The organism is Streptomyces sp. 796.1 (genome assembly GCF_047525675.1).
In the GTDB taxonomy this organism is placed as follows: Bacteria; Actinomycetota; Actinomycetes; order Streptomycetales; family Streptomycetaceae; genus Streptomyces.
In genome coordinates this window covers 77,078-95,533 of sequence record NZ_JBLIWA010000028.1, presented here as the reverse complement: position 1 = coordinate 95,533, position 18,456 = coordinate 77,078, and the positions used below count along the sequence as shown (strand labels likewise).

12 protein-coding genes are annotated in these 18,456 nt (G+C 74.1%); 6 read left to right on the top strand and 6 right to left on the bottom strand.

The genetic code is table 11. The annotated features are described in order from the left end of the window. Window positions 1–350 precede the first annotated feature (350 nt). Window positions 351–1,778 carry an immediate early protein gene (locus ACMA1D_RS19925; protein WP_414725356.1) on the top strand — a complete coding sequence of 476 codons (1,428 nt, stop codon included), beginning with the start codon at window positions 351–353 and terminating at the stop codon, window positions 1,776–1,778. 162 nt (window positions 1,779–1,940) lie between these two features. On the opposite strand, the gene purU is transcribed toward ACMA1D_RS19925, so the two are convergent. Together purU and ACMA1D_RS19915 are read right to left on the bottom strand one after the other, a co-directional pair. After that, on the bottom strand, window positions 1,941–2,861 hold the full coding sequence (gene purU / locus ACMA1D_RS19920) for a formyltetrahydrofolate deformylase (protein ID WP_414725355.1): 921 nt from the start codon (window positions 2,859–2,861) through the stop codon (window positions 1,941–1,943). A gap of 87 nt (window positions 2,862–2,948) precedes the next feature. Next, window positions 2,949–3,395 (bottom strand): SCO4402 family protein, encoded by a 447-nt coding sequence (locus ACMA1D_RS19915; protein ID WP_414725354.1) that lies wholly within the window; start codon window positions 3,393–3,395, stop codon window positions 2,949–2,951. Window positions 3,396–3,566: 171 nt separating this feature from the next. On the opposite strand from ACMA1D_RS19915, the gene ACMA1D_RS19910 reads away from it, so the two are divergent. Next, window positions 3,567–4,955 carry an ABC transporter substrate-binding protein gene (locus ACMA1D_RS19910; RefSeq protein ID WP_414725353.1) on the top strand — a complete coding sequence of 463 codons (1,389 nt, stop codon included), beginning with the start codon at window positions 3,567–3,569 and terminating at the stop codon, window positions 4,953–4,955. Here the strand turns inward: ACMA1D_RS19910 and ACMA1D_RS19905 are convergent. Together ACMA1D_RS19905 and ACMA1D_RS19900 are read right to left on the bottom strand one after the other, a co-directional pair. Then, window positions 4,865–7,144, bottom strand: a complete 2,280-nt coding sequence (locus tag ACMA1D_RS19905) for a hypothetical protein (protein WP_414725352.1) — start codon at window positions 7,142–7,144, stop codon at window positions 4,865–4,867. The genes ACMA1D_RS19910 and ACMA1D_RS19905 overlap by 91 nt on opposite strands. Before the next feature lie 675 nt (window positions 7,145–7,819). After that, window positions 7,820–9,208, bottom strand: coding sequence for a transcriptional regulator (locus ACMA1D_RS19900; RefSeq protein ID WP_414725351.1), 1,389 nt, complete (start codon window positions 9,206–9,208; stop codon window positions 7,820–7,822). Window positions 9,209–9,521: 313 nt separating this feature from the next. Between ACMA1D_RS19900 and ACMA1D_RS19895 the strand changes: the two genes are divergently transcribed. The 4 genes from ACMA1D_RS19895 (at window position 9,522) to ACMA1D_RS19880 (ending at window position 14,260) form a co-directional block, all read left to right on the top strand. Then, window positions 9,522–10,202 carry a bifunctional DNA primase/polymerase gene (locus ACMA1D_RS19895; RefSeq protein WP_414725350.1) on the top strand — a complete coding sequence of 227 codons (681 nt, stop codon included), beginning with the start codon at window positions 9,522–9,524 and terminating at the stop codon, window positions 10,200–10,202. Window positions 10,203–10,669: 467 nt separating this feature from the next. Beyond that, on the top strand, window positions 10,670–11,470 hold the full coding sequence (locus ACMA1D_RS19890; protein WP_414725370.1) for an ABC transporter ATP-binding protein: 801 nt from the start codon (window positions 10,670–10,672) through the stop codon (window positions 11,468–11,470). Further along, on the top strand, window positions 11,467–13,164 hold the full coding sequence (locus tag ACMA1D_RS19885) for a transporter (RefSeq protein ID WP_414725349.1): 1,698 nt from the start codon (window positions 11,467–11,469) through the stop codon (window positions 13,162–13,164). The genes ACMA1D_RS19890 and ACMA1D_RS19885 overlap by 4 nt, the downstream gene beginning before the upstream one ends. Before the next feature lie 331 nt (window positions 13,165–13,495). Further along, window positions 13,496–14,260, top strand: coding sequence for a GNAT family N-acetyltransferase (locus ACMA1D_RS19880; protein ID WP_414725369.1), 765 nt, complete (start codon window positions 13,496–13,498; stop codon window positions 14,258–14,260). 133 nt (window positions 14,261–14,393) lie between these two features. Here ACMA1D_RS19880 and ACMA1D_RS19875 read toward each other — a convergent pair whose 3' ends face one another. After that, window positions 14,394–15,143: a hypothetical protein gene (locus ACMA1D_RS19875; RefSeq protein ID WP_414725348.1), complete on the bottom strand. Its 750-nt coding sequence runs from the start codon at window positions 15,141–15,143 to the stop codon at window positions 14,394–14,396. A 259-nt stretch (window positions 15,144–15,402) separates the two neighbouring features. After that, window positions 15,403–18,453, bottom strand: coding sequence for a hypothetical protein (locus ACMA1D_RS19870; protein WP_414725347.1), 3,051 nt, complete (start codon window positions 18,451–18,453; stop codon window positions 15,403–15,405). Window positions 18,454–18,456 lie beyond the last annotated feature (3 nt).

Sequence of the window (18,456 nt, the reverse complement as noted above, 5' to 3'; positions counted from 1 at the left end):
GCATCAGCCCGGACGACGACGGCGAACCCGGCCCCGCCGGGCGACCCCGCATACCCGCACCCCGCGCGCCGGCCGAGGACGGCGGCCACTGGCCCGGCCGTTCCGCCAAGCGCCGCGAGACACCCGACCGCACCCAGCCTCCCGGCACACCGCCACGGGCCGCCGGAGCTGAGGCCACCCCACGACCGACGGAGCCCACGGCGGATGCACTTACCCCGACGAGACCAGCGCCAGGCACCCCACCCGCGGCAGCCGAACCCCCCACGGCCACCCCGGACACGACCCCGGACACAGCGGGCCCAGACGCAGCGGCAACGGACGCCGCAGCAGGCGCAGCAGGCTCCGACGCGGTGGACATCCGCGCGGCCAGAGCCGCAGCCGGTGCGGCGAACAGTGCGGCAGACAGTACGAGAGGCAATACGGCAGACAGCGCGGCAGCGCGCACCGATGCCGACGCCACAGCCGGGACCGGCACCAGCCCCGACGCCAACGCCGCCGCACAGGGCGACGCCGCGGAAGGCGATCGCGTGAACCGGGACGCCGGCCACGGCGAGGCGTCCGGGCCGGCCACCGCCCCGGACGCCCTCTCGCACCAGGTGTTGAAGTCGCTGCTCGGCGCCTGGGCGCTGGCCGCCTGTTCGGCCGATGAGATCGCGGCCGTCGACCGGCACCTGGACCAGTGCACCCCGTGCTCCAACGAGGCGGAGCGGCTGCGCCGCGCGGTCGGCCTGCTGCACACCGAGGAGAACCTGGACCTCGATCCGCGGCTGCGCTCCCGGGTGCTCGCCGGCTGTCTCGGCCGCCGCCCGGCGCGCATCCCGGTGCCCGAGTGGGCGGCGCCGTACGACGCGGAGACCGCCCGGCTCGACGCGCTGATCAGCGACATGGGCGAGGCGGAGTGGCGGGCGCCGGTCCCGCTGCGCTGGTACGACGGGGTGCGGGCCCAGGAGCGGGACACCACCGTCGCCGGCGTCATCGGCCACCTGCTGGCCGTCGACGGGATCGTGGCCGGCGCCGTCGGACTGCCCGACCCGCTCGGCCCGGGCGCGCCGGCCTCGCCACTGGCCCGCACCGAGGCGTACTGGCGCGACGCGCCCGCCCACCTCGCCCGGCTGACCCGGCGCGGCACCCGGCCCGCCGGCATCCTGCCGCGGCCGACCACCCGGCCGGCCAGACCCGACCCCGCGCGGCCGGCGCCGCCGCGGCCCGGTGCGGTCCGCGAGCCGTGGCGCCGGCAGGGGCACGCCCTGGTGCGGACCGTGTCGTTCGCCGCCCGCGGCACCAGCCAGCTCTCGGTGCCCTACGGCGAGTTCGCGCTGCCGCTGCGCGACTCGTTCCTGGACCGCGCCTTCGAGTGCTGGGTGCACGCCGGCGACATCGCGGAAGCGGTGGACTATCCGTACGACCCGCCGGCCGCTGCCCATCTGCACCTGATGATCGACCTGTGCGCGCGGCTGCTGCCCCGGGCGCTCGCCGAACGCCGGCAGTGCGGGCTCGCCAGCCCGCCGCGCCACCTCGACCGGCCCGGGACGCCGAGCCGCTCCCTGCACCTGGAGATCGAGGGGCACGGCGGCGGCCACTGGTACATCGCGCTCGACTCGCCCACCGCGACGCCGGCCGTCGAGGAGCAGGTGGCCCACATCGCGCTGGACCGGGAGGAGTTCTGCCAGTTGGTCGCGGGACACGTGCCGCCGCTGGACGCGGCTGCCGGTCAGGTCGGCGACCCGGAGGCGATCCGCGACGTGCTGCGCACCGCCGCCTCGCTCTCCCGCCTGTAACCGGCCGGGGCGCGGGGCGACGGGGCCAACCGCGCGGCGCCGGGCCGCCCGCCGGGCGTGTCGTACGCGCACCTGGCGCGGACCCGCCTGCCGAGCGGCTGCCGTACGTCCCGCCGGGCGGGTCCCCGCCGTCGGGCGGCCCGGCGGGAACCCGCCCGGCCGCTACGCGAAGACGACGGTGCGGTGTCCGTTGAGCAGGACGCGGTGTTCGCTGTGCCACTTGACCGCGCGGGCCAGCGCCTGGCACTCCACGTCCCGGCCCACCGCGACGAGCTGGTCCGGGGTGACCTCGTGGCCCACCCGCTCGACCTCCTGCTCGATGATCGGGCCCTCGTCGAGGTCGGCCGTCACGTAGTGCGCCGTCGCACCGATCAGCTTGACCCCGCGCGCGTGGGCCTGGTGGTAGGGCTTGGCGCCCTTGAAGCTCGGCAGGAACGAGTGGTGGATGTTGATGATCCGGCCGGACAGTTGCTTGCACAGGTCGTCCGAGAGCACCTGCATGTACCGGGCGAGCACCACCAGCTCCACCTGCTCGCGCCGCACCAGCTCAAGGAGCTCGGCCTCGGCCGCCGCCTTGTTCTCCGCGGTGACCCGGATGTGGTGGAAGGGGACGCCGTAGGAGGCGACGAGTTCGGCGAAGGTGGGGTGGTTGGAGACGACGGCCACGATCTCGACCGGCAGCGCGCCGATGCTCGAACGGAACAGCAGGTCGTTGAGGCAGTGCCCGAACTTGCTCACCATCAGCACCACGCGCATCTTCGCGTCGGCCCGGTGGATCTGCCAGTCCATCGCGAAGGAGTCGCCGACCGCGGCGAAGCTGGCCCGCAGCTTCTCCACCGTCACCGGCGTCTCGGGCCGCGTCGCCGCTGCGCCCGCACCGTCCCGCTGCCCGCCCGTGAAGTGCACCCGCATGAAGAACAGCCCCGTGTCACGGTCGCCGAACTGCTGGCTGTCCTCGATGTTGCAACCGGTCATGAAGAGGAAGCTGGACACGGCGTGCACGATGCCCTGCTTGTCCGGGCACGACAGCGTCAGCACGTACTGCTCCGGGGCGGGCGGCGGCGCGGGATGCGAGGCGTTCATGGTGCCCAAGCGTCGCACACCGCGCCGGCCCCCGGGCCGGCTGTCCAACAGGCGGGCCGGCTGCCCACCGGGCGGCCCGGCGGGCGGTCAGACGGACTGGGTCAACTGCGCCAGGGCGTGCAGCGAGCGCGGCGGCGCGTCCGCGTCCTCACCGTCGCTGGCCGCGAGCCGCACGTGCGCCTCCCGTGCCGCGCGCACCGCCTCCGGCCAGCCGTGGTGCTCCATGTACGTGGAGACGGGGGCGTCGGCACCGACCTCGTGCATGATCCGCAGCACCCGCAGCACGGCCACGTCCACCAGGGCCGCCTCCTGGGTGTCGCGGAAGATCGTCCCGACGTACTTCTCGGCCGACCAGTTGTCCAGCCAGGTGTCCTCCACCAGCCGGTACACGGCGTCGGTGACGTCCCCGTAGCCGTCGTGGCCGGCGAGCCAACAGTCCCGCTGGAAGACCGGGTCGGAGAGCATGTGCAGCGCCGAACGCACATTGCTGCGCCAGCGCCACCACGGCATGTCTGTGAGGGGCATGGCGCCCATGGTGGTCGAGCGCCTGCCGCGACGGGAAGTCTTCTCCGAACCTTGCACAGTATTCGATCGTACGTTCCGCGCCCGACTCCCTCCACGCACCCCCGCAATTCACCTTCGATACACCTTTCATTCTCTCTACAACACTCGGGCGTTTTGGGCGGCACGCAAGGGTCTGTTCCCATGAACGGTCGGCGACGTTCCTTCCTCCGTCCCTCCTCTACCGCACGAGTGGCGGCGGCCTGCACGGCGGCCGGCACGCTGTTCCTCAGCGGCTGTAGCGCCTTCCCCGGGTCCTCTGGCGGGTCCCGTAGCGAGCCCATCACGGTCGTGACCTGGGCCCCTGACGACACCAACGCAACCAACATGCCGGGCATGCCTGCAATGGCGCAGGCGTACGCCCGTTGGGTCAACGACACCGGCGGCATCCACGGCCGCAAGCTCCACGTCATCACCTGCAACGAGCGCAACGACGCGATCACCGCCGCCAAGTGCGCGCGGCGCGCCGTCGACGCCAAGGCCGTGGCCGTGGTCGGCTCCTACAGCCAGCACGGCCGCTCCTTCATGTCCCCGCTCGAAGACGCGGGCATCCCCTACATAGGTGGCTACGGGCTCTCCGAGGAGGAGTTCAGCAGCCCGTTCTCGTACCCGGTCAACGGCGGCCAGGCGACGCTGCTCGCGGGCAACGGCCGCCAGTTGGCGAACGTGTGCTCCGCGGTCTCGCTGGTCCGCCCGGACACCATCGCCGGGGACGAACTGCCCGAACTCCTCGACGCGGGGCTGGCCGAAGGGGACCGCAAGCCGGCCACCGACGTCCGCGCCCCGGAGGACGCGAGCGACTACACGCACCAGGTCAAGGAGGCACTCGCCGGCGCGGGCGCGAAATCCGGCGGCACCCGGACCGGCACGGGTACCGGCACAGGTACAGGTACCGGCACGAGCACCGGTACGGGCACCGGCGTCTCGGACAGCGCGGTCGCCGACACCGGCGGCACCGAGGGCTGCGTGACCGCGGCGCTCGGCAAGCGCACCAACACCTTCTTCGACTCCTTCCGCCGCGCGCAGAGGGAGGATTCGCAGGTACGGATGGCCTCCATCCTCGGCAGCGTGCGCCAGTCCCTGGTGGACAGCACCGGCGGCCGGAACAGCCCGCTGGAGGGCACGTACGCCACGGGCTGGTACCCGGTGGCCGACGACCCGCGGTGGAACCCGATGCACAAGATCGTCGACGACTACGCGTTCGACGACAACCGCATCGACGTGGCCGACCCCGGCGTGCAGACCACCTGGATCGCCTACACCGTGCTCAAGTCCGTACTCACCGCGCTCGACTCGGACAAGATCACCGCGCGTGGGGTCCGTACGTCGCTCGACCGCGGCCACACCACGGACACCGGGGGCCTCACGCCCAAGCTCCGCTGGCGCTTCGAGGACCTGCTGCCGATCCGCAACTACCCGCGGATCATCAACGCCAACGTGACCTACCAGGTCGTCAAGGACGGCAAGCTCGTCGCCGTGAAGCAGGGTTTCGTCGACGTGGGCCAGACCCTGGTCAACCGCAAGGTCGCGTAGCCGCCAGGCGGCACGACCGCCGCGCGCGGTGCGCCGCCGCACCCCAGGAACGGGACCGCCCCGCGCTCGGTCAGCTTGTACTTGCGGGCCAGCGGGTTCCACAGCTTCGCCGCCGCGTTCTTGGCCGCGCTCGCCTCACCACTGGCCCGGTTGCCGAGCGCGGTGTGGCTGCTGGAGCGCGCCTTGCCCTTGTGGCAGCCGTTCTTCTTGCCGACCTGGTCGGCCCAGGCCGCGTAGTGGTTGTCCGCCGACGCGGAGGACTGCCACGCCTTGGTCAGCGCCTGGGTGAGCTGGGTGTGCTGCGGGAGCTTGTCCACCGAGATCTGGCCGAGCCTGGTCACCAGCGCGCTGCGCTGCCGGGCCGCGGCGCGCAGGTCGCTGGCCGCCTTCGGCAGCGCCTTGCAGGTCTTGATGTTGTTCACCGACGCGATCACGCTGGCCCGGCTGCTGTTGCTGTCCTTGAGCAGCGCGTCCAACGCCTTGGCCTGCGGTTCGGCCGGGTCGGCCGTCTTGCTCGGCGACGGGGCCGCGGACGAGGGCGGCGGCGAGTCGCTGGCCACCACCTCCTTGCCTGGGGTTTCGGCCTTGTCCTTGTCCTTCTTGCCGTCGCCGCCGCTCATGCTGATCGCCGCGCCGGCCGCGAGCCCGGCCACCGCACAGGCCGCGACCACCACGCCGATGATCACCCCGCGCCGGGAGCGCCGCCCGCCGCCGTCCCCGACGTAGTCGACGTCGGCCGGCGGCTCCTGCCCGTAGCCGCCGTGCTGCGGGTACGGGCCGCCGCCCTGCGCCGCGGGCTGCGGCCCCGCGCCCTGGTCGTACAGCGGCATCTGCTGCGTGGACTCCGGGCCGTCGGCCGCGCCGCCGGCCCGGAACAGCCCGTCGAACTCGGCCGGCGGCTGCCGGTCGCCCGGTGCCCCGGGCCGCACCCCGTACGGCGCGCCCCCCGGGTGCGGCGGCGGGCCGCCCGGGATCGGCCCCGGCAGCACCTGGGTCTCCTCGGCCGTGCCGACCCCGGCCGGCGGCGGGCCGTCGTAGTCGGGCCGGCGCAGCATGGTGGTCGACTCGGCCGGCGACTCCGGCTGGCGCAACTCCGGCTGCGGCAGGCTCTGCCCGGCCGCCGGCTGCCCGGGGCCGGCCGGCGTCGGCCGCAGGATCTGGGTGTGGCCCTGCTCGGCGGTGGGCGCCGGCGGCGTGGGCCGCAGGATCTGGGTGTGCGCGGCGGGCTGCTGCCCGGGGGCCGGCTGCTGGGCGCGCAGGATCTGGGTCTGCGGCTGCTGCGGCTGCGGTCCGGGAGCGGGCTGCTGGGCCCGCAGGATCTGCGTCTCGGGCTGCGGCATCTGCGGCTGCGGCTGCGGCTGCGAGAGATCGCCCTGCGGCGGCTGCTGGCCGGCCGGGGCGGGCGGCTGCGCGCGCAGGATCTGCGTCTGCGGCTGCTGGCCCGGGCCGCCGCCGTAGCCGCCCGGCTGCTCGGGCGCGCCGTACGGTCCTGGCTGCTGCGGGGTGGCCGGCTGCTGGCCGGGCTGGAGGCTCGGGAAGCCGGGGGCGGCCTGCTCGGGCTGCGGGTAGCCGGGCTGTGCTTGCTGCGGCTGCGGTGCCTGTTGCGGCTGGCCGTAGTACGGCTGCGGGGTGGTCGGGAACTGGCCCTCGGCCGGCAGCGGCTGGCCCGGCGCCCCGTAGCCGCCGGGTGCCTGCTGCGGCAGCGCGCCGGGCGCGCCCTCGGCGGGCAGCGGCAGGGCGCCGCCGGGTTGGGGGCCGCCGGCCCCGCCCGGCATCGGCCCGGGGAGCCCGCCCGCGGCGTCCGCCGGGTATCCGTCGGGCAGCGGCTGGCCCGGCGCCTGCCCGGGGTGCGGGATGTACTGCGTCGCGTCGCCGTCCTGGCCGGGCAGCGGTCCGTAGCCGGTGGGCGCCGCGGGCGGCAGCGCCTGGCCCGGCACCGGCTCCCGGGGCACCAGCGCGCCGGGCTGTCCCGGGTGGGCGCCGGGCGGCGGGCCCTGCGGCGTGTTCGGGCCCCAGGGATCGCCCCACGGCTGGCCTTCGGCCGGCAGCGCTCCCTGTTCGGGCGAGGGCCAGCCGTCGGCGCCCTGCGCCCCACCGTGGCGCAGGCCGGCCGAGGGCAGGACCACGCCCTCGTGCGCGGGCGGGGCCGCAGGAGGCTGCGGCTCGTTTCCCTGTCCGCTCTGCGTCACCGGGACTCCTATGAGATATGCGGATGTACGGAACCGCCCGTCACGCTACCGGGTCCACGCACCCGCCGAACCGCGGGCGGCCCCCATCCGCCCCCCTCATAAGGGGGTTTCGCGGCGCGGACCGGTACGGATGCGGCGCGCCGTGACACCCCACACAGCCCGCCGCAAGGTCCCGCAGAACACCCACCGCCCCCTCCACGCTGCGTGATCACGCCACCACTCGGAGCCCGTCCCGCCCCGAAGCCACCGGACGGACCTCACGCCGGAGCACCGGGCTCGTACGACGGGGGACCGTCCAGCAGGAGTTCGTACGACCGGCCCCATGCGGCGGGGGTCACGTTGCGGTGTCGCGCGGCAGGACTCGTACCGCGGGAGGCCGGCCACGATGGGCTCGTACGGCAGGACCCGGGCGGCGGGGCCCGCGCTAACAGGCCCGTGCGACAGGGATTCCCCTCGTCAGGCGCGCGGACGGCTGCCCCCCACCACCACGGGCGGGGCCCCCGGCGCCCGCTCGCGCCCGGCTCGCAACGTACGCGCGCCCCCGCGCGCGTGACCGCGTCGCGGTCGGTCGACCCCGATCGGCCCCGGTGTCGACGTGGGCCGCCGACCGCGACGCGGCTCCCCCGTGGGCGACGGCGCGCACCGCCCGCGCGCACCGCCGCCCCGTCCGTGGGTTCAGGCAGCCGCCACTTCGAGCCGGGCGCTGAACTCTCGCACCACCGGCTCGTCCCGGAAGGGTTCGAGGCGCTGTTGCAGGTCGTCCAGGTACTCCACGCCGCGGTTGGAGCGCAGGCCGCTCAGGACGTCGACGGCCTTGGCGCCGGTGTGGCACGCCTCCTCCACCTCGCGCTGTTGCACCTGTGCCGCGGCGAGCAGGAGCAGGCCGATCGCGCGGCGTCTGGCCCGGCTCTCCGGGTGGTGCTCGACCGCGTCCCTCGCGTGCTGCCCGGCCGCCTCGCCCTGGCCGAGGTCGCGGTGGCAGTGGGCGAGTTCGTCGGCGAGGTAGGCCCGGTCGAAGTGCCGGATCCACTGCGGGTCGTCGCCCGACTCGGGGGCCGCATCGGCCGCCTCCAGGGCGGCGCTGGCCTGGCCGGCCGCCGCCTGGCAGGCCCGCGCGTCACCGAGCAGGGCGTGCCCGCGCGCCTCCGCCGCGTGGAACATCGCGCGCGCCCGCGGGGTGATCTGCCCCCGGGCCCCCTCCTGAGCGGCCCGCGCCAACTGCGCGATCTCCCGCGGGTTGCCGAGCGTGGCGGCGAGGTGGCTCATGCTCGCGGCCAGCACGTACCCGCCGTACCCGCGGTCGCCGGCGGCCTGCGCAAGACGCAGCGCCTGGATGTAGTAGCGCTGGGCGAGGCCCGGTTGGCCGGTGTCGACGGCCATGTAGCCGGCGAGTTCGGTCAGCCGGGCGACCGCGGCGAACAGGTCGCGGCCGACGGTCTCCCGGTACGAGCCGCCGAGCAGCCCGGAGACCACGCTGTTCAGATAGTGGACGACGACCGGGCGGACGTGGCCGCTGCCGTACTGGTGGTCGAGTTCGACGAGCGCCTCCGTGGTCGCGCGGACCGCGGCCACGTCCGCCTTGCCGACCCGGGCCCCCGCGGAGCGGGCCACCTGCGCGTCGGCGCTGGTGATCAGCCAGTCCCGGCTGGGCTCGACCAGCGCGGACGCGGCCACCGTCGAGCCGCTCAGGAAGTCCCGCCGACCCACGTCGCTCCGCCACAGCTCGCAGACCTGCTCGATGGCGCCGAGCACGGTGGGCGAGAACTGGAGGCCGACGCCCGATGCGAGGTTCTTGCCGCCGGCCATGCCGATCTCGTCGATGGTGACGGTGCGCCCGAGCTTGCGGCCGAGCGCCTCGGCGATGATGGCCGGCGCCCGGCCGCGCGGCTGCTGTCCGCGCAGCCAGCGGGCCACGGACGTCTTGTCGTAGCGGAGATCGAGTCCGTGCTCGGCGCCGCACATGTTGACGCGGCGCGCCAACCCGGCATTGGAGCAGGCGGCTTCCTGGATGAGCGCCTGGAGCCGTTCGTTCGGCTGCCGCGCTACGAGTGGCCTGGCGGCCATGGTGTTACCCCCTGATGACTGCTGTGCGTTCGCGGAGAACGCCGGTGCCTGGTGAACCTTGCCCGCGCAAAAGAGGGGAAATACCGCAGTTGCCCGTATTGATCGCATGCGGGCAACTGCTGAACGCCCCTGTCCCCCCGCGACATCGCGGCCGTCGAGCACCGGTGCGTGCTCGTCACGGAAGGTGGTTACCCGCACACGGCCCGAGTCGTCGTACGCGCCCCCGTTCATGCATCGATGCGCCCCACGTGCCGTGGCGAAGCGGGCACCGTCAACGCCTGAGTAGCCGTAACCCTTGGTGACAGCGGGAGTTGTGTTGAGCGTGGAGGAGACCTTGGACGTCACAGCAAGTCGGCAAATCCCCCAGCAGCGCGGTGAGCTGCTGCTCGACGCGGCGGTGCGGTACGCGGAGGAGCGCCATTGGGAGGTCCACCCCGGCACCTGGCTTGAGGTGGTCGAGGGGGGCGAGCGGTGCTCGTGCGGGCGGCTCGACTGCCCTGCGCCGGGGGCGCACCCGGAGCGCACGGACTGGGTGGGCTCCGCCAGCGGCAGCCCCGCCGCCGCCCGCCGCATGTGGGGCGAGACCCCGAAGGCGTCGATCCTGTTGCCCACCGGGCACAACTTCGACGTCATCGAGGTGTCGGAGTCGGCGGGCTGTCTGGCGCTGGCCCGGATGGAGCGGATGGACCTGCCGCTCGGGCCGATCGCCTGCACGCCGGGCCGCCGGATGCTGTTCTGGGTGATGGCCGGCGGCGCGGCCAAGTTCCCCCATCTCGTACGGGAGTTGGGCTGGACGCCCGCCGCGATGGACCTGATCCCGCGCGGCGAGGGGGACTACGTGGTGGCGCCGCCCTCGCGCGTCGGCTCGCAGGGCGCGGTGCTGTGGGCCAGGCAGCCCACCGCCGTCAACCGCTGGTTGCCGGACGCCGAGGAGTTGGCGAGCGCGCTGGCGTACGCGTGCGGGCGCGAGGCGAGCCTCGCCCGCCGCCGCTAGGTGTCAGCCGCTTAGCCACTCGCCCCCGGCCCCGGCCCGGCCCCGGGGAGCGGCGAACACCAGCAGGTCGCCCCGGTTCGTCGCAGGTCATCGCAGGTCATCGCGCGCCCGAGAGCAGTCACGCTCCGGGCGCGCGGTCGTAGGGTGGGCGCTGGACGGGGACGATACGGGCGCTCCCCGCGGGCGGCGGAAGGCGAGAGCCGGTGGCATCGGAGGCAGCGCACAACAACGCGGGGGCGGCACGACGGCCCGGCCCCGACCTCGCGGAGGAGGCTGGCGCGGGCGCGGGCGCCGCGGAGGGCGCGGGCGCCGCGGTCCGTTCCGGGGCTGAGGCTGGAGCCGGGGCCGGTGGCGCGGCGAGTGCCCGAGTCGAGGCTGGGGCCGGCGGCGAAGCTGGTGCCGGTGGCGAAGCTGGTGCCGGTGTTGGTGTCGAGTCCGCGCAGGGGCCCGCGTACGAGCCCGCCCACGTGCCCTCGATAGCCGGTGCTCCCCGTGGCGACGGGCCGGTCGCGGTGCGGATCTCCGGGCTCTGGAAGCGGTTCGGGGAACAGATCGCCGTCGCCGGCATCGACCTGACCCTGCCGGCCGGCCAGTTCATCGGGCTCGTCGGCCCCAACGGCGCCGGCAAGACCACCACGCTGTCGATGGTCACCGGCCTGCTCAGGCCCGACGTGGGCCGGGTGGAGATCGCCGGGCACGACGTGTGGCAGGACCCGGTGGCGGTCAAGGCCCGGATCGGGGTGCTCCCGGAGGGGCTGCGGATGTTCGAGCGGCTGTCCGGGCGCGAACTCCTCTCGTACACCGGGCGGCTGCGCGGCCTGGACGGCGACGAGGTGGACAAGCGCGCCACCCAACTCCTGGACGTGCTCGACCTGGCCGGCGCGCAGCACAAGCTGGTGGTGGACTACTCGACCGGCATGCGGAAGAAGATCGGGCTCGCGGCGGCGCTGCTGCACAACCCCGAGGTGCTCTTCCTCGACGAGCCCTTCGAGGGCGTCGACCCGGTCTCCGCCCAGTCCATCCGCGGCGTCCTGGAGCGGTACACCGCGTCCGGCGCCACCGTGGTCATCTCCAGCCACGTGATGGCGCTGGTGGAGTCGTTGTGCGACTGGGTGGCGGTGATGGCCGGCGGCAGCATCCGGGCGCACGGCCCGGTGGCCGAGGTCCGGGGCGCCTCCCCCACCCTGCACGAGGCGTTCCTCGAACTGGTCGGCGCCCAGGACCGCGACCGCGCGCACCACCTCGACTGGTTGGGCGGCACGCGATGAGCACCACGTCCCCGCAGCAGCGGCCCGGGACCGGCGCCGCAGCCCCGACGACCGGCGCGCCGGCGCCGACCCCGGCCCCCGCCGCAGCCCCGACCGCGGCCTCCGTCACCACCCTGGTCGCGGTCTTCGCCGCCCTCAAGCTGTCACTGCTGCGCAACGGGCTGCGGCAGTCCAGCGGCCGGCGCGCCGCGTACCTCGCCTCGGTGGTCGTCGTCGGGCTGGTCGCCGCGCTGCAACTGCTCGGCCTGGTCGCGCTGCGCGGGCACGAGCACGCGGCGGCCCTGGTCACCACGCTCACCGCGGTGCTGGCGCTCGGCTGGGCCGTGATGCCGCTGTTCTTCCCCGGCGGCGACGAGACCCTGGACGCCACCCGGCTGGTGATGCTGCCGCTGCGCCCGCAGTCACTGGTGGTGGCGCTGCTGGTGACCTCGCTGATCGGCATCGGCCCGCTGTTCACGCTGGCGCTCGCGGTCGGCTCGGTGGTGGCCGTGGCGCACGGCGCCGCTGCGGCGGCCGTCGCCGTGCTCGCCGTACTGCTGACGATGCTGGTGTGCGTGGCGCTGGCCCGTATGGTCGCGACCGCCAACATCCGCCTGCTGACCAGCCGCAAGGGCCGTGACCTGGCGCTGCTGAGCGGCCTGTTCATCGCGGTGGGCGCGCAGGCGGTCAACCTCGGCACGCAGAAGCTCTCCGACGCGGGCGGGCTCGGCGCGCTGGAGCCGGTGGCGGACGTGCTGCGCTGGGTGCCGCCGGCCGCCGCGGTGGACGCCGTGTGGTCGGCGGGCGAGGGCTCGTACGGGGTCGCCGCCGCGCAACTCGCGCTGACCGTCACGTTCCTGGTGGCCGTCGGCTGGTCCTGGCAGCGCGGCCTGACCGCGCTGATGACCTCGCCGGACGCGTCCACGATCCAGGCCCCTGGCGAGCGCCGGGTACGCGCCCGGGCCGGCGGCCTCGCCGGGCTGCTGCCCGCCGGCCGCTCGGGCACCGCGTTCCACCGGACGTTGCAGTACGCGTGGCGCGACCCGAAGACGAAGGCGAGCTGGGCCACGGCGCTCGGCATCGGGCTGCTGCTGCCGGTGGTCATGATGGTGCAGGGCAACGGCAGCGTGTACTCGGCGTGCTGGGCGTCCGGGCTGCTCGGCATGCAGATGTACAATCAGTTCGGGCAGGACTCCTCCGCGTTCTGGATGGTCGCCCAGACCATCAGCACCCCCCGCGACGCCTATCTGGAACTCCGCGGCCGGGCCCAGGCGCTGGCCCTGGTGGCGGTGCCGTACCTGACGCTGGTCGTCGTCGGCTCCGCCGCCCTCCTTGACGGTTGGGACGCGCTGGCCGAGACCCTCGGCCTGGCCCTGGCCCTCCTCGGCGCCCTGCTGGCGACCGGCTCCATCGCCTCCGCCCGCTACCCGTACTCCATCCCCCAGGACAGCGGCTACAAGAACGTCGTGCCCGGGCAGGGCGCGCTGGCCTGGATCTCCATCCTGGGCGGCAGCCTGGTCGGCGCCCTGCTGTGCGCCCCGCTGGTGGCCCTCACGATCTGGCTCCACGTGGCCGGCCACCACGGCTTCCTCTGGCTCGTCCTCCCGCTGGGCGCGGCGTACGGCTACGGCACCGCCCAGGCGGGCCTCCGCCTAGCGGCGCCGCAGACGGCGGGGCGGTTGCCGGAGATTCTGGCGGCGGTTAGCCGGGGGTGAGGGCGAGGGTGAACGGGGCCCCGTCCTAGGGAACGGGGCCCCGTCCTAGGCCGCCGTACCCGCTCCCGGAACGGGTTGTGTGGTCACGGTGGCGTCCTGGGTGAGGACTGCGTACGAGGCGTGAGCCACGAGGCTCGCGTACGGACCGCGCGACCCGCCACACCGTGCCGTCGCTGCCAGCGCGGTCCACCTCATCCAGCGGACAGTTCCAGGACGACCCGTTCACCAGCACGGAAAAAGCCCTGCGAGCACCACAGACGGCATGTTGGGATGAATCATCATGAACCCCATGCACACACCGTCCGTCAATGAATCCGACCTTCCCCGCGCGATGGAGCAGAACCTCGCCGAGCACGCCTGCCACCTGCACCGAACCCTGAAGGGCGCGTCCGTCACCGACACCGACGACCTGCTGATCGCCGACAGCGGTCTCGACGACGACACCTTCAACATCGTCGCCAGGGCCCGCTTCACCCCGGGCACCGCCCCGGCCCGCGCCGCGGAGACGGCCCGGACCCTGGCCGCCACCGGCCGCCCCTTCTCCTGGTGGGTCGGCCCCGCCTCCACGCCGGACGATCTCGCCGAGCACCTTCAGTCCGCCGGCCTGGAGGCGTCGGAAACGGAGGCGGGCATGTGGAAGGACCTGCGCGGTTCCCTCCCCGACGCGCACGTCGACGGTCTGGAGATCCGCCCGGCCACCACCCCGGAACAGCTCGCCGACTACGCCACGGTCCTCGCCGCGAACTGGAACCCGCCCGCCGCCACGGTGCGCCAATTCTTCGCCGACGCCGCCGAGTCGGCCCTCGCCGCCGACTGCCCCGCCCGCTACCTGGTCGGCTACGTCGACGGCCGTCCCGTCTGCTCGGCCGAGACCTTCCTGCAGGCGGGCGTCGCCGGGATCTACAACATCGCCACACTCGCCACCGACCGCCGCCGCGGCTATGGCGGCGCCATCACCGCTGCCACCCTGCACACCGCGCGGGACGCGGGCTACGAGACCGCGGTGCTCCAGGCATCCGCCGACGGTGAACCCGTCTACCGCCGCCTCGGGTTCACCGCCTGCGGCCACTTCACCGAGTACGCCCTCACCCGCTGACCCCGCACGGCAACCGCTCCGCTCCTCACCACCGCCTGGTGGTCGGTCGGCAACGCTCCACGCCCGGAGCATCGCCCCGATCAGCCGCCAGCTTCGGCCTCATGCCTGACCAGCAAAGCCACGCATCCTGTGATCAGCAGTAATGGGAGGACCCTGAGCCGTTCAGCGGATAGCCTTCCGGGTTTCCCTTCGGGATTTCCCGGTCCAATAGCCCGTGGATGTCACTGGGGGTGACGGCCTGCAATACCACCCAAGTTCCGTCCGCGAATCGGATGCGGAACTTACCCGTCGGCCGGACCTCGGCCGGCGGTTTTTCTACCACTGCTTGGTCGGCCGTCAGCACCTGGAGGACCTGCATCTCCTTTCCCTTGCCGAACATCACTCGCTCAGGCGTGCCGAGAAAACCAATGACCCCCGGGGCCAGGGCCACCAGCCTCTGTGGATGCTCGGAAACCGTGTAGTACCGCAACAGGAACTGCCCCGCTTCGCCGCTCCAGTCACCGTCGAAGACGCGATCCAGGTCGTGTTGGGCCGCGGCCTTGCGCGCCGCTTTCGACTCCTGCCACGAACTGCGGACTCTCCTCAGGTTCCGAAACGGGCGGAAGGCCGCGACCAGAAGCGTCAGTGCGCCTTCGATGAGTACGTAGCACAAGACCAGGACCCATAGGGGTGCACCGAGCGCTATCAGCAGCACGGGGCCCAACGGCATCCGGCCGGGGCGCAGTCGCCCGTTGCCGGTCACTGCGCGCACTTCGGGCGGCGGCTGCGGAATGGGCCCGAGCTTGCACCATTCGCCCACGACCTGGTGCGGCTCCAGTTTTTCCGTGAAGTGTCCGTACCGCAGGAGGTCCTGCGCCCGCTCACGGTGTTCGCTGTCCAGCATGATTCCCCCGGTGGCGTCTTCCGAGATTTCTGTTCCCGTTGGAGGGGGCCGGGTCCTTCGACGGTCCCGACCCCCATCAGCTCGTACGTGAGGACCCCGCTCGGACCGGCCCCGACGCGCCCCCCACACGCGAGTTCGCCCCGACCGTCGGAACGAGCGGCGGGACCGCAGCAGCCCACGGCCCACGGCCCCTGTGCCCGCTACTGCGATGGGTCCTACTCCAGCGTGTCCCGAGCCGTGCCGTGTCCTGCCGAAGGCCTCAGTTCGCCGCCGCCTCCGTGTCATCCCGCCACGTCGGCAGGAGTTCGTCCAACAGCGCCTCCGTGCGCGGCGGTAGGCCGCGGGCGCCGTTGCTGAGGGTGGCGTTGCGGTCCAGGAGGGCGGTGGCCGTCGTGGTGAGGAGGGTCGTGTCGGTGGTGGCGTGGGCGGCGCGGAGGAGTTCGTTCCACAGGCGCTCGTCCGCGGGGGCCGAGTTCAGGGCCGTCTCCAGCGCCTCCATGGCCTTGCGCGGCTGGTCCGCCTCCCGGTGGTGGGCGGCGAGGGCGAGGGCCACATCGGCGACCAGCAGCGGGAGTTGGGCGTCGATGATCTCGTGGGACAGCCAGCCGTAGCGGCCCTGCGGGCGGCCGGCCAGGAGGGGGCCGCGGGCCAGCGCCAGCGCGTCCGTCAGCAGCCGCTCGCGGACCCGGGCGTTGTTCGCGCCGCGGCCCTGGGTCGCCTCGTGGTGCAGGGTGCGCAGCACGTCCAGGTCGGAGACGACCGAGGTGGCGAGGGTGAGCCGGCCCGTTGCGTCGGTGCGCAGCCTGGGCGCGGAGGCCGCTGCGCTCCCGGGTTGCGCGCCCGGCTGCCCAGCCGGCTGCACGCCCTGCTGCGCGCCCGGTTGCCCGTCGCTTCCCAGCCAGGTGCCGAGGCGTTCGATGAGGGCGTCGCGTACGTCCTCGGTGGCGCCGCGGGGCCACAGGGCCGAGGCCAGTACGCGCGGGTGCACGCCCTCGCGGTGCAGCAGGAGCAGGGCGAGCGCCTCGTGCAGGAGGGCGCCGCGCTGGTCGTCCGGGGTCTCCAGGCCGATGATCTCGTAGTTGCCGAGCAGCCGCGCGTACACCGCGGGCCGGCCCGTCTCGGAGATGTCCACCAGGAACGGGGCGCGGTGCGCGGCGGCCGGGCCCGCGCCGCCCCCGTCGCCGCCGTCGGGGTCGGCCGCGGCGAACAGGTCGGCCACCGCCCGGTGCTGCTCCTCGGGCAGTTGCTGGGCGGTGAGTTCGAGGCCGAGCAGCGGGGCGCGGAGCCGGCCTTCGCCGGTGATCTCCAACTCCCAACTCGCGCCGGGGAACTGCTGCTGGCTGGTGCCGATGAGGTAGCCGATGCCGAGCCGGCCGGAGTCGGCGGCGAGTTCGGCCAGCCGCGCCGCCTGCGCCTCGGTGGGCTCGGTCGCGAGGAGCACCAGGTGCGGGGCGCGCTGGGTGTGCTGGGCCTGGCCGGTGCGGCCGGTGAGCACCGAGTCGTGGCCGGCGGCGCTGAGCGCGGCCCTGCGCTGCTCGGTCTCCGCCGTCATCGTCTCCACCAGCGCGGCCACCCCGTCCAGGTGCCGGATGCGGGTGGGGGCGAGCGCGCCGAGTTCGGCGCCGAAGCCGACCAGGGTCAGGGTGAGCCGGTCGGACCAGCCGCTGGTGGCCAGTTCGGCGGCGACCGAGGCGAAGACGGCGGTGCGGTCGGCCGCCGCGCCGGTCAGCGACACGATGCCGGGCACGGCCTCCAGGTTGAGCAGCAGCCGCGCGTCGTCGTCCAGCGTGCCGAGGCTGACCAGCCCCGGGTACGGGGCGGCGGTGCCGTCGTCCGCGTGGGCCACGATCGCCGAGCGGCGCAGCCGCCAGAACGTGGCGTCCTGCCCGAGTTGCCAGGGCTGGGGCGGTTCGCCAGCCGTAGCGGCAAGTTGCAGATGCAGTTCGGTGCCGGTCAGCCAGGCCGCGTACACGACGGGCAGGCTACGGCCTTCGGCGGCGAGGGCTGCCGAGAGTCCGCGCAGCGCGCTGTCCAGGTCGCGTACGGCCGCCGGGTCGGCGCCGACCAACAGCGCCTCCTCGATCCGGGCGGCCGGGCCGGTCGCGGTCAGGTCGATGCCGCTGCCCAGGCCCAGCGCCGACATGGCCGACTGCCACAGCGCGGCCCGCCGGCGCCGGCCGAGGGCCGCGAGCAGCCCGGCGGCCAACAGCGGGGCTCCGATCAGCGCCTCGGACAGGCCGAACCCGGAGTCGTCGGCGGCCGTGGCCGGCGGGGTCTGGTCGGTCGGCAGCGGCGGCAGCGGCCGGTCGGGGGTGACGTCGCGCGCGTGGTCGGCGTGGCCGGGCCCGGTGTGCGCCGGGTCGGTGGCGGGGGCCGGGGTGCGGCGCGACTTGTCGTACTCGTGGATCTGTTCCCGCAGGTCCTTGGTGATCTCCGGCGAGTCCTCGGGCATTTCGACCAGTTCGCCGCCGTGTGCATCGGCCGGCATCTCCATGATCCAGCCGGGGCGGATCAGGCTGGCCTGGGAGAGCTTGGAGCCGTCGGGCTGCACCCGGTCCTTGTTGAGCTGGTAGATCTCCTTGTAGCGGCGGCCGTCGTCGAGGTGCCGTTCGGCTATCTCCCACAGCGAGTCGTGGTGCCGGCCCTCGGGCGGCTGGATGCGGTAGAACTTCGTCTGCCGGTGTTCATCGCCCGCCCGCGCGGTGCCCGCGCCGGGGTGCGCCGGGTCCACCATGCGCCGTTCGTGCGCCTCCAACTGGCGCTGTCCGCCGGGCGCGTCCGCCTGGTCGCCCGTTTGCCCGGGCGTCTGTTGGGCGGAGGCCACGGTGGAGCGCGCGTTGTCGTCGTACGCGTTGCCGATCTGCGCCAGGCCCGGGGTCAGGCTCGCCGCGGACGCGCCGACCAGCAGCAGCGCCGCCACCAGTTGGCGGGCCAGCAACTGGCTCGGCCCGGCGCCCGGCACCCGGGACGGCATGCCGACGCCCGAGATCTCCGCCTTGCCCTCGACGATCACACAGGCGGCGAACTGCGCCCAGGCCAGCCACACCACCACGGTCAGCACGTCGATGAAGACGCTCGCGGTGATCGGCTGCCGCACCGTCTCCAGGGTGGGCGCCTCGTCGGGGAGCGGCCAGCCGACGAAGTACGCGAGGGCGCCGGGCACGCCGATGAGCAGCGCGGACAGTGCGATGAACGCGAAGAACGCCTTGACGAAGTCGCCGACCGTACGGGTCCGCACGGGCAGCGGCTGCGGCTGCCGTCGCGGCTGCGAGCCGGACGGGCCTGGGGTGGGGCGGGCGGTGCGCGCCATGGG

What these genes read in the sequence shown, in the direction of transcription:
- ACMA1D_RS19885 (WP_414725349.1), top strand. Translation starts at nt 11,467, where the DNA reads ATGAGCACCACGTCCCCGCAGCAGCGGCCCGGGACCGGCGCCGCAGCC.
- purU (WP_414725355.1), bottom strand. Translation starts at nt 2,861, where the DNA reads ATGAACGCCTCGCATCCCGCGCCGCCGCCCGCCCCGGAGCAGTACGTG.
- ACMA1D_RS19875 (WP_414725348.1), bottom strand. Translation starts at nt 15,143, where the DNA reads ATGCTGGACAGCGAACACCGTGAGCGGGCGCAGGACCTCCTGCGGTAC.
- ACMA1D_RS19870 (WP_414725347.1), bottom strand. Translation starts at nt 18,453, where the DNA reads ATGGCGCGCACCGCCCGCCCCACCCCAGGCCCGTCCGGCTCGCAGCCG.
- ACMA1D_RS19910 (WP_414725353.1), top strand. Translation starts at nt 3,567, where the DNA reads ATGAACGGTCGGCGACGTTCCTTCCTCCGTCCCTCCTCTACCGCACGA.
- ACMA1D_RS19880 (WP_414725369.1), top strand. Translation starts at nt 13,496, where the DNA reads ATGGAGCAGAACCTCGCCGAGCACGCCTGCCACCTGCACCGAACCCTG.
- ACMA1D_RS19900 (WP_414725351.1), bottom strand. Translation starts at nt 9,208, where the DNA reads ATGGCCGCCAGGCCACTCGTAGCGCGGCAGCCGAACGAACGGCTCCAG.
- ACMA1D_RS19915 (WP_414725354.1), bottom strand. Translation starts at nt 3,395, where the DNA reads ATGGGCGCCATGCCCCTCACAGACATGCCGTGGTGGCGCTGGCGCAGC.